The organism is Schaalia sp. (genome assembly GCF_050312375.1).
In the GTDB taxonomy this organism is placed as follows: domain Bacteria; phylum Actinomycetota; class Actinomycetes; order Actinomycetales; family Actinomycetaceae; genus Pauljensenia; species Pauljensenia hyovaginalis.
In genome coordinates this window covers 1-10,045 of record NZ_JBNOYB010000058.1, presented here as the reverse complement: position 1 = coordinate 10,045, position 10,045 = coordinate 1, and the positions used below count along the sequence as shown (strand labels likewise).

General features: G+C 68.2%; 11 protein-coding genes and 1 pseudogene. 7 read left to right on the top strand and 5 right to left on the bottom strand.

Features of this window, described 5'->3' with window-relative positions; all coding sequences use genetic code 11:
• On the bottom strand, positions 1 to 246 hold a 246-nt coding region (locus tag ACQY7V_RS04815; RefSeq protein ID WP_428639156.1), incomplete at its 3' end, for a hypothetical protein.
• A gap of 145 nt (positions 247 to 391) precedes the next feature.
• Here ACQY7V_RS04815 and pepN point away from each other — a divergent pair.
• Positions 392 to 3,070, top strand: coding sequence for an aminopeptidase N (gene pepN, locus ACQY7V_RS04810; protein ID WP_428639154.1), 2,679 nt, complete (start codon positions 392 to 394; stop codon positions 3,068 to 3,070).
• A gap of 96 nt (positions 3,071 to 3,166) precedes the next feature.
• Here the strand turns inward: pepN and ACQY7V_RS04805 are convergent, their stop codons facing one another.
• The 4 genes and pseudogenes from ACQY7V_RS04805 to ACQY7V_RS04790 form a co-directional block, all read right to left on the bottom strand.
• Positions 3,167 to 4,006, bottom strand: coding sequence for a PRD domain-containing protein (locus tag ACQY7V_RS04805; protein ID WP_154478551.1), 840 nt, complete (start codon positions 4,004 to 4,006; stop codon positions 3,167 to 3,169).
• A gap of 37 nt (positions 4,007 to 4,043) precedes the next feature.
• Complete coding sequence (locus ACQY7V_RS04800) at positions 4,044 to 4,529, bottom strand: PTS glucose transporter subunit IIA (protein ID WP_428639158.1); 486 nt, start codon at positions 4,527 to 4,529, stop codon at positions 4,044 to 4,046.
• Between the two features lie 138 nt (positions 4,530 to 4,667).
• A pseudogene (locus ACQY7V_RS04795) lies at positions 4,668 to 5,540 on the bottom strand (PTS transporter subunit EIIC); the annotation flags it as partial.
• A 69-nt stretch (positions 5,541 to 5,609) separates the two neighbouring features.
• Positions 5,610 to 5,903, bottom strand: coding sequence for a PTS glucose/sucrose transporter subunit IIB (locus ACQY7V_RS04790; RefSeq protein ID WP_320836440.1), 294 nt, complete (start codon positions 5,901 to 5,903; stop codon positions 5,610 to 5,612).
• Between the two features lie 312 nt (positions 5,904 to 6,215).
• Between ACQY7V_RS04790 and ACQY7V_RS04785 the strand changes: the two genes are divergently transcribed.
• The 6 genes from ACQY7V_RS04785 (at position 6,216) to ACQY7V_RS04760 (ending at position 10,008) form a co-directional block, all read left to right on the top strand.
• Complete coding sequence (locus ACQY7V_RS04785; protein ID WP_303774103.1) at positions 6,216 to 6,395, top strand: hypothetical protein; 180 nt, start codon at positions 6,216 to 6,218, stop codon at positions 6,393 to 6,395.
• Positions 6,392 to 6,787, top strand: coding sequence for a hypothetical protein (locus ACQY7V_RS04780; RefSeq protein WP_320836441.1), 396 nt, complete (start codon positions 6,392 to 6,394; stop codon positions 6,785 to 6,787). Before ACQY7V_RS04785 ends, ACQY7V_RS04780 begins: the two co-directional genes overlap by 4 nt.
• 40 nt (positions 6,788 to 6,827) lie before the next feature.
• Positions 6,828 to 7,151 carry an ArsR/SmtB family transcription factor gene (locus tag ACQY7V_RS04775; protein ID WP_154478559.1) on the top strand — a complete coding sequence of 108 codons (324 nt, stop codon included), beginning with the start codon at positions 6,828 to 6,830 and terminating at the stop codon, positions 7,149 to 7,151.
• 10 nt (positions 7,152 to 7,161) lie between these two features.
• Positions 7,162 to 7,452, top strand: coding sequence for a hypothetical protein (locus tag ACQY7V_RS04770; RefSeq protein ID WP_154478561.1), 291 nt, complete (start codon positions 7,162 to 7,164; stop codon positions 7,450 to 7,452).
• Positions 7,453 to 7,628: 176 nt separating this feature from the next.
• Positions 7,629 to 8,864: an alpha-amylase family protein gene (locus tag ACQY7V_RS04765; RefSeq protein WP_320772538.1), complete on the top strand. Its 1,236-nt coding sequence runs from the start codon at positions 7,629 to 7,631 to the stop codon at positions 8,862 to 8,864.
• A 148-nt stretch (positions 8,865 to 9,012) separates the two neighbouring features.
• Complete coding sequence (locus tag ACQY7V_RS04760; protein WP_428639151.1) at positions 9,013 to 10,008, top strand: asparaginase; 996 nt, start codon at positions 9,013 to 9,015, stop codon at positions 10,006 to 10,008.
• The last annotated feature ends 37 nt before the right edge of the window (positions 10,009 to 10,045 follow it).

Genomic DNA, 10,045 nt, shown 5'->3' with positions numbered 1-10,045 from the left:
GCCCTTCAGGCGTTCGGGAACGAACGGAAGGGAGGCGCCGTTGGCGTTGATCGTGATTTCGTCGAACGTGAAGAAGCGCGCAAGGATGTCGTCCGGCGTCAGGCCGAGGGCCTTCTCCAGTTCATCCAGTTCGGACTCGGTGGCCGGCGCACCCAGCGCGTCGGCGGGCAACTTCGCTTCGATTCGATCCCATGCTGCGTTGACACGATCGACGGGCGTGCCCTGGGTCACGTTCTGTTCGGTCATGCCTCCGATCATGCCCGGCCAGGTGGCCCCGCGCCAAGGGACTCCCCGGGCGCAGGTCCCCCGGCCGCGTCCCCGGTCGGGGTCGCGCGGGCCCTCGCCGACTGCCCGCGCCGCCCGATCCGCCACCGCGGTTACCCTGAATCCCATGACTTCCACGAACCTGACGCAGACCGAGGCCGCCGCCCGCGCGGCCATGCTCGAGGTGTCCCACTACGACATCTCCCTCGACGTCACCGGCGCACCGGGCACCACCGCCGCCCCGGGCGCGGAGACGTTCCGGTCGACCACCACGATCACGCTGACCGCGAAGACCGCCGGCGAGACGTTCCTGGACCTGCGGGCCGCCGACGTCCGCTCCGTCACCGTCGATGGCGCCGATGTCACGGACGCCGCCTGCGGCTGGAACAAGGAGCTTTACGACGACGAACGCGGCCTCATCCTCGATCTCGCCGTGGGCGAGCACGAGGTCGTGGTCGACGCCGACCTGCGCTACACCACCACCGGCGAGGGCCTGCACCGCTTCACCGACCCCGCCGACGAGCAGACGTACCTGTACTCCCAGTTCGAAACCGCCGACGCCAAGCGGGTGTTCGCCTGTTTCGACCAGCCGGACCTGAAGGCCACGTATTCGATGGACGTCACCGCGCCCGGCGCGTGGACCGTCGTCTCCAACTCGGAGGCCGACGTCTCCGACGTCGCCCCCGCAGACGGCGAGGTCCCGCCGCTCGACGGCCCCGCCGCCCGCACCCACCGCTTCCGCGTGGACGTGCCGCTGTCGACGTACCTGATCGCGTTCTGCGCCGGGCCCTGGCACGAGGTCCGCGACGAATGGGCCGGCACCGTCGCCAAGCATCCCGAAACCCCCGCCGACCATCAGCCTGACGGCGAGCTGACCATCCCCCTGGGCCTGTACTGCCGGGCGTCCATCGCCGAGCATCTCGACGCCGAGCGCCTGTTCCGCGAGACCAAGGAGGGCTTCGACTGGTACGCGGCGAACTTCGGCGAGCCGTACCCCTTCGGCAAGTACGACCAGATCTTCTGCCCGGAGTACAACATGGGCGCGATGGAAAACGCCGGCGCGGTGACCATCCGCGACGAGTACGTCTTCCGGTCGCGCACCACCGGTTACCTGTACGAGCGCCGCAACGAGACGATCCTCCACGAGATGGCGCACATGTGGTTCGGCGACCTGGTGACCATGCAGTGGTGGGACGACCTGTGGCTCAACGAGTCCTTCGCCGAATTCATGAGCCACCTGGCCCTCGCCGAGGGCACCGAGTTCGTCGACGCCTGGACCGGGTTCATGCTCCGCAAGGACTGGGGCCTGCGTCAGGACCAGCTCCCGACGACCCACCCGATCACCGCCGAGATCCGTGATCTCGCCGACGTCGAGGTGAACTTCGACGGCATCACCTACGCGAAGGGCGCATCCGTCCTCCGCCAGCTCGTCTCCTACGTGGGACGCGACGCCTTCTTCGCGGGCCTGCACGAGTACCTCACGGCCCACTCCTACGCGAATGCCACGCTCGCCGATCTCCTCGGCGAGCTCGAGAAGGCCTCCGGCCGCGACCTGACGGCCTGGTCGAAGGTGTGGCTCGAGGAAGCGGGGGTCACGCTGCTGCGCCCCGAGATCACGGTGGACGAGGACGGCGCCATCGCCGAACTCGCCGTCCTCCAGGAGTCCTTCTCCGAGGGCTCCTCTCTGCGCCCGCACCGCATGGCGGTGGCCGGCTACTCCCTCGACGACTCTGGCGCCCTGTCGCTCGACTTCCGCGAGGAGCTCGATGTCGACGGTGAGCGCACGCCCGTTCCCTCAGCCCGTGGCCTGCGCCGCTCGGACCTCATCCTCGTGAACGACGGCGACCTCGCCTATGCGAAGATCCGCATGGACGCCGATTCCCTGGCCTTCGTGACCCGGAACATCGCATCGGTCACCGATCCGATCGCGCGCGGCGTCGTCATGGCCTCCGCGTGGGACATGACCCGCGATGGCGAGATGACCGCGCGCGACTATCTGGCGCTCGCCCTGGCAGCGATCCCCGTCGAGTCGAACATGCAGCTCCTGGAGCTCACGATCCGCCACATCGAGGAGGCCGTGCGCACCTTCGTCGCGCCTTCGGCCCGCGCCCAGGCGTTGAACGACGTCGCCGCTCGTCTGCTCCTGCTCGCGCGCACCGCCGCCTCCGGCTCCGACGCCCAGACGATGCTCGTGCGCGCCGCAGCGCGTTCCGCCTCCGCGCCCGAGCACTTCGAGACGATCCGCCGCCTCTACACGGGCGAGGAGACCCTCGACGGCCTCGATCTCGACCTCGATTGCCGGTGGACGCTGCTCACCGCGCTCGTCCGCGGTGGCGTCGCCGGTGAGGCTGAGATCGCCGCTCTGGAGGCCGAGGACGGGACGATGACCGGTCGGCAGAACGCCGCCGCGGCGCGCGCGGCCGTCATGGACGAGTCGGTCAAGCGCTCCGCCTTCGATGCGGTCATGACGGATCAGTCGATCCCGAACGACACCCGTTGGGCGATGGTCTCGGGCTTCTGGGCCCAGGCGCGCACCGCTCCTGAGGCCTACGCGGCCTTCGTCCCCGAGTACTTCGAATCGCTCGAGCGCGTCTGGTCCGATTACACCTTCCACATCGCCGAAGACCTCGTGACCCTCATGTTCCCCTCGCTCATCGCGGGCTACGCGCCGGGCGTCGACGTGGTCGCGGCGGGCGAGGAGTGGATCGCCGCCCACCCGCAGGTCTCCCAGGCCCTCATCCGCATTCTGCGCGAGCGCATCGACGTGGCGCGCCGACAGGTCGCCGCTCAGGGCGTCGACGCCTGATCGGCGAGGCGTTCACGGGACGCGAGAACGGCGGCGCCCCGACGATCCGGAAGGACGTCGGGGCGCCGTTTCAGCCTTCAGCCTGAAGGGCCGGGCTCAGGTCCTGCGCTCGGGCCCGGACAGCCGGGCGAGGTGGAGGGTGAGGTAGGCGATCTCGTCGTCGGACAGGGCAGTGCCGAGGCGGAGTTCGATGAGCCGGGCGATCATCCGCGCGCAATCGTGCTCGCGGGGGTAGGAGTCGAGGATCGACTGGACGACTGCGAGGGTGTGGTCGCAGAGCTGATCGTCCCGTCGGATCCTCACGAAGAGGTAGCGCAGGTGCGTGATGAAGCGCCCGGCGCTGATCGATGCGGAGTCGACGGTGACGCCGAGTCCGGTCTCGGCGACCTCGAGGATCTGCTGGATGACGCCGGTCATCGTGTAAGTCCAGGACAGGTCGCCGCTCGCGAAGCCCGCGTTGACCAGATGAAGGGTGAAGGCGGTGGTCTCGGCCTCGGGGAGGCGGACGTCCGCGCGGGCGCTGAGGGCCCTGCGAAGGGCGTCCGCCTTCGCGTACTCATCCGGGTAGAGGCTCACGACCTCGCCGGTGAGCGGGTACTCGACGATTCTGCCGATCCTCGCGCGGGCGAGGGCGAAGCCGAGGTGATCGGCGAGGGCGAGGACGAGGGTCGGGCTCTGCGCGTCGGGGATCCCGGTCTCGCGCATCGCGGCCACGACCATCTGGATGTGCTCGGGCGGGATGTCCGCGAGGAGCTGCCCCATGTGGTCGGGGTCGCGCCCGTCGGCGGGGATGAAGACCTTGACGATCTTCGACTCGTCGACGGGCGCGCCGGCTTTGGTCTGGAATCCGAGGCCGCGCCCGGTGAGGATCACATCGACGCCGTCGCCGCGGCGCGCGAGCACGACGTTGTTGTTGAAGACGCGGAGCAGCTCCATGACGTGTTCCTCCTTCCCGGGCGCGTCGGCGGGGCGGTCAGCGTTGGATGTCGATGACGGGGGCGCAGGCCTCGACGGTGGAGCCGACGAGGGGCGTGACGGCCCGCATCGCCTTCGTGTTCGTGACGGTCATCAGCGTAGTGGTCGCGTATCCGGCCTGTTCGATCTTCGCGAGGTCGACCTCGACGAGGACCTCCCCGGCAAAGACCTCCTGCTTCTTGACGACCTTGACATCGAATCCGTCGCCGTCCATCTGGACGGTGTCGATGCCGACGTGGACGAGGAGCTCGACGCCGTCGGCGGTCTTGATCCCGAAGGCGTGCCCGGTCTTCGCGACGGTCGCGAGGACGCCGCTCACGGGGGCGACGATGCCCTCGTCCTCGGCGAGGGAGGCGGTCGCGGGGGCGCTCGTGCTGGGCGCGTCGGCGCAGGCCTTCTGCTCGGCGGTGCGGTAGTCGAAGATCGCGACGAGGGCGAAGGCGGTGAAGAAGGCGACGCCGATCGCGATCGCGTACACCCACATCGGCTCGAAGACGGGGATCGTGAGGAGCGAGGTGAAGGCGAAGGCGCCGGTGGTGACGCCCCCGGACGGCAGGCCGAGGATCGCGATCGTGAGGCCGCCCGCGAAGCAGCCGATGAGCATGAGCGGGTAGATCCTCTTGAAGCGCAGGTGGATGCCGTAGAGGGAAGGCTCGGAGATGCCGCCGAGGAGGCCCGCCGCGAGGGCGCCGGTCGCGGTCTGGCGCATCTGGACGTCCCTGTCGCGCATGGAGAGGAAGAGGACGCCCGCGGTCGCGCCGAAGCAGGCGAAGTTCCACGCGCCCATGGGGCCCTGGATGAAGTCGTATCCGAGGGTCTGGATGTTGACGAGCATGAGCGCGTTGAGCGGCCAGTGGAGTCCGAGGGGGACGAGGAAGGGGTAGACCATCGGGATGATGAGGGCGAAGACGAAGGGGGCGTGGGCGTTCATCCACGCGAGTCCGGCGCCGAGGCCGTTGCCGAGCCACACGCCCATCGGACCGATGAGGAAGGCGGTGACGGGGATCATGACGGCCATCGAGATGAAGGGGACGAACACCATCTGGAGATTCTCGGGGATGATCCGTTTGAGGCCCTTGTAGACGAGGGCGAGGACGGCGACCATGATGAGCGGGACGAAGACGTTGCCGCCGTATTCGTTGAGCTGGAGCGGCAGGCCGAAGATGCGGGCCGTGCAGTCCTGGGTTCCCAGGAGCTCGTTCGTCGTGCAGGCGAGGTCGGGGAAGCGTTCGGCCTTCGAGAGGGAGAGGAATTCCGGCGTGAGGAGCGCACCCATGACGGTCGCGCCGAGCCAGGGGTCGATCTCGAGTTTCTTCGCCGCGTTGTAGGCGACCATGATCGGGAGGAAGTAGAAGACGGCGCGCCACAGGGCGTCGACGAAGACCCAGGAGGCGGCTTTGTCGGCGGCGCGGAAGTCGACGAGTTCGAGGGCGTCGAGGACGGCGGCGAAGGCGATGATGAGGGAGGCGCCGAGGAGCACTCCGAGGATCGGACGGAAGGAGTCGGAGAGGTATTCGAAGAAGTTGTCGAGCCAGGCGAACCTGCCGCGCGCCTTCGAGCGGGCTTACGCCTTCACCTCCGCATCGGTGAGGACCGCTCCGGCCCTCATGGCGGGCAACTGCTGCATCGCGTTGTAGACGCCGGCAACTGCGCCGCCGATGACGACCTGGTAGCGGCCCCCTGACTGGGGGACGACTCCGAGAACGCCTTCGCTGCGGTCGAGGGCGTCGGCGTCGACCTTGGAGGCGTCGACGAGTTCGAAGCGGAGGCGTGTCGCGCAATGCGTGAGGCTCGCGATGTTGCCGGGTCCCCCGACCCCTTGAAGGACCGCTTCGGCGATCTGCTGGTCCGTGGACATCCCACTCCCCTTCCTTCCGGCTCTGCTCCGAGCCGGTCGTGTCGATCAGGTCGATGGGGCGGTACCGGCGTGAGGGCAACAAAAAAGACCCGGGATCGCACGCACGCGCGTTCCCAGGTCTTGCCTCATCGCGAGTAACAACCCTGTGCGCCGATCCGGTGACCGGCTACGGATGCCACCCTACGCTCGGGTCCGTTCCTTCGACAATGAGTCGCCCGGTGAGTCTGGACACGTAACGGGCACGGATGGTTGCCCGCCAATGGTGGATTTATCAGGGACCTCGACCCGGTCGGCGCCGATAGGCTCGATCGCGTGAAGCCGCCGTTACCGAGAAGCCTCGCGCGAGAGCCCGCGGACCCGGACCACCACGATCCGAGGCCCTTCACGGCGAGGGCCGCCGCTCTGCTCCTCGCCTTCGGCCTCGGAGTCCCGGCCCTCGTGTACGCGGTCCTGCTCACCCTCAGAGTGATGATGTGGGGAGCGGCGCTGTGAAGCCGTCGGAGTGGGCGGCCGTCGCGAGCCTCGTGCTCGCCCTCTTCGCGTACCAGTCGCTTCTCGGCGTCGACGGAGTCGCCGAGGCCCTGGGGGACGAGAAGGGGCTGTCGGGGATCTTCCTCGTCTTCCCCTTGACCGCCTACGGCGTCGCGATGCTCAGCGCATACCGCTGGGGCTTCCGCTGGTTGCGCATCGCCCTCATCACGCTCGGCACTTTCGGCGCATTCTGGCTTTCGGTCCCCTCGGCCTTCGATCCCGGGGATCCCGCCGACCTCTTCGGGATCGGCGTTTACATCACGGGGTATTCGATCCCCGCACTGGCGGGCGAGTTCTCAGGGGCCCTCGTTCGACGGCTCGCATCAAGGCCTACGAGGAATACACTCTCATAAACATATTGCAATATCTCCATCTATCGACCATCATGGTCCCATGACCGTCAAGCCAGGGACCGCTCACGTCGCACGGATCTTCAAGGCCTTGGGCAACGAGGCCCGCCTCTCGATCCTGTGCGCGCTGGCGGAGTCCGAAGACTCGGTCTCGGGCCTCGTGGAGGCAACGGGACTCTCGCAGCCCCTCGTCTCCCAGCACCTTCGAACCCTCAGAGAAGCGCACCTCGTCAAGGGCGCCCGATCGGGCAAGGAAGTCATCTACTCCCTCGCCGACCACCACGTCGCCCACGTCGTGAGCGACGCCTACTCCCATGTCGCGGAAACGACACCCGCCCCGCCGGATCCGGCACCACCCACAGAATAAGGAGCAGATCATGTCCGAAGTCCACGCTGAGCACACCCTCGCCGAGCACACCCACGGGGAGGGCTGCGGGCACGAAGCGGTCCCCCACGGCGACCACATCGACTACGTCCACGGAACCCATCACCACGCCCTCCACGGCGACCACTACGACGAGCACGAGGCCGTCGCCGAGCACACCCGCGATGAGCACACCCACGGGGAGGGCTGCGGGCACGAAGCGGTCCCCCACGAGGATCATCTCGATTACATCCACGACGGGCACCGTCACGCAGAGCACGGCGAGCACTATGACGAGCACTGAGACTCGACCGCAGGCAGAACGGCTCGAGCAATGAAGGGGCGGACGCGTTTCCATTCGCGTCCGCCCCGCCCTCATTCGGCGCGCACTCGCTCACTCGCTCTTACAAGCGATTCCTCTTGGCGGACGAGCTGCGATACTCTCCTGTATCGACGCATCCCGATCCCCCTGGAGTTCTGATGGAGTCCTGCGAAGAGACACTCTGGTGGCATGTGTACCCCCTCGGCGCATGCGGAGCCCCCATCAGAGGCGAGCGCCGGACGGCCCACCGCCTTCCGCGGCTCACCTCCGCCCTCGACCATGCGGCGGATATCGGCCTGAACGGCGCACTGCTCGGGCCGATCTTCCAATCGTCCACGCACGGCTACGACACGACCGACTACTTCGCGATCGATGATCGCCTCGGCGATGAATCGGACTTCGACGCACTGGTGGGCGCCTGCCGCGACCGCGGGATGCGGATCCTGCTCGACGGCGTGTTCTCGCACGTCGGAGCCGATCATCCCCTGCTCGCCTCGGCTCTGCGCGAAGGCCCCGATTCCTGGGCGGGCAGGCTCTTCCACATCGATTTCGACTCCGAGGGCGGGCCGTATCCGTGGTTCTTCGAGGGCCACACGGATCTGGTCCGCTTCGAGCACGCCCACGAAGAGGCGATCGGCTACGTCACCGACATCATGCGCCATTGGCTGGCACGCGGGATCGACGGCTGGAGGCTCGATGCCGCCTATTCCGTGGCACCGGCGTTCTGGGCCGAGGTCCTCCGGCGCGTCCGCGCCGAGTACCCCGACGCCTATTTCCTCGGCGAAGTGATCCACGGCGATTACGCCGCCCTCGTCGAAGAGGGCACGCTCTCGACCCTCACGCAGTACGAGCTGTGGAAGTCGATCTGGTCCTCCCTCAAGGAGAAGAACTTCTTCGAGCTCGACTGGACCCTCAGCCGGCACAACGGCTTCCTCGACCATTTCGTCCCGCAGACCTTCATCGGCAATCACGATGTCACGCGGATCGCCTCGATCCTCGGCCCCCACGGGGCCGTGGCCGCGCTCGCGATCCTCATGACGCTCGGCGGCACGCCCTCGATCTACTACGGGGATGAGCTCGGCGCGACCGGCGTGAAGGAGGATCGGCCCGGAGGCGATGATGCGGTCCGACCGCCGCTGCCCTCGAGCGAGCCCGTCTTCGAGGATGCAGCCCGGCTCCTCGAGGCGCATCGTGAACTCATCGCCCTGCGCCGCGCGCGCCCGTGGCTGACCAGGGCGCGGACGACTCCGGTCGAGCTTCACAACGAGCAGTACCGGTACCGGGCCGCCGCTCCGGGCGGCGAGGGCGAGCTCGAGGTCCGCCTCGACGTGTCGGGCGAGCGCCCCTGCATCGCGATCAGCGAGGGCGGAAGGGTCATCTGGTCGCGCGCATAGTTCCGCGGGCCGCGTCATGCGGTCTGGCCCCGCGCCGCTCGGCCCGTTCTCACGAGGTCCGCGCCTTTCCAGGGCGCGCGGAGTCAGCGCCACAGACGCGGCCCTTTAGGATGGCTTCGCTCAGACACGACGTCGATCGGAGGACATCATGACGCGAATCGTCGCGATCGGGACGACCGGGGGCACGATCTCCATGGCCTCATCCGCTGCGGACGGTCCCGTGATTCCGGCGGTCGACGGCGAGGACCTCGCGGCCTCCCTCGCGATGTGGGCCGACGATCTCGACATCCGTTCGAAGACGCTCCTGCGCGTCGGGTCTCCTCAGCTCACGATCGCGAATGTCCTCGAAGTCCTCCGTTTCGCCGGATCCGCGGTCGATGAGGGCGCATGCGGCGCCGTCATCGTTCAGGGCACTGACACCCTCGAAGAGGTCGCCTATCTCCTCGACCTCCTGTGGTCCCGTCAGGAGCCTCTCGTCGTGACGGGCGCGATGCGCGCGAGCGATGATGCGGGGGCCGAGGGCATGGGGAACCTGCTGGCCGCGGTCCGCGTCGCCAGCGACGAGCGGATGCACGGCATGGGGGTCCTCGCCGTCCTCAATGACGAGGCGCATATGGCCTCGCTGGTGACGAAGGTCGATGCCAATGCGCTCGCGGCGTTCCGCTCGGCCTCCTGGGGGCCCGTTGCGAAGTTCGTCGAGGGCAGGGTCGTCTCCGCATACCGTCCCCTCTCGCGCATGTCGACGCTGCCCGTGCCCGACGGCGCTGAACCGAGGATCCCCATCATCATGGCGGCCCTGGACGACGACGGTCAGCTGCTCCGCGCCGCCATTGCGACGCGACCGCGCGGAATCGTCCTGTCGGCGATGGGCTCGGGCCATGTTCCCGTGCCGATGGCGGATGCCGCCGAGGAGGCCGTCCGCGCGGGAATCCCGGTCGTCTTCGCCTCTCGGACGGGCGGCGGCACGACGACGAGGAATTCCTACGGCTATCCGGGCTCGGAGGTGGATCTGCTCAATCGCGGGTTGATCGGCGCCGGTTGGTTGGACGCGAGGAAGTCGCGCCTGCTGCTGCACGTCCTGCTCGCAGCCGGCATGGATGCCGAGGGCGTGGCCCGGGAGTTCCACCGCCGGGGCGCGTGGTGACTCTTCCCCGTGAATAGGCCGGTGGCCTTGAACGATC

Bases quoted from the DNA above. Each gene is read 5' to 3' on its own strand.
- pepN (WP_428639154.1), top strand. From the start codon at position 392: ATGACTTCCACGAACCTGACGCAGACCGAGGCCGCCGCCCGCGCGGCC.
- ACQY7V_RS04805 (WP_154478551.1), bottom strand. From the start codon at position 4,006: ATGGAGCTGCTCCGCGTCTTCAACAACAACGTCGTGCTCGCGCGCCGC.
- ACQY7V_RS04800 (WP_428639158.1), bottom strand. From the start codon at position 4,529: ATGTGGGTGTACGCGATCGCGATCGGCGTCGCCTTCTTCACCGCCTTC.
- ACQY7V_RS04790 (WP_320836440.1), bottom strand. From the start codon at position 5,903: ATGTCCACGGACCAGCAGATCGCCGAAGCGGTCCTTCAAGGGGTCGGG.
- ACQY7V_RS04775 (WP_154478559.1), top strand. From the start codon at position 6,828: ATGACCGTCAAGCCAGGGACCGCTCACGTCGCACGGATCTTCAAGGCC.
- ACQY7V_RS04770 (WP_154478561.1), top strand. From the start codon at position 7,162: ATGTCCGAAGTCCACGCTGAGCACACCCTCGCCGAGCACACCCACGGG.
- ACQY7V_RS04765 (WP_320772538.1), top strand. From the start codon at position 7,629: ATGGAGTCCTGCGAAGAGACACTCTGGTGGCATGTGTACCCCCTCGGC.
- ACQY7V_RS04760 (WP_428639151.1), top strand. From the start codon at position 9,013: ATGACGCGAATCGTCGCGATCGGGACGACCGGGGGCACGATCTCCATG.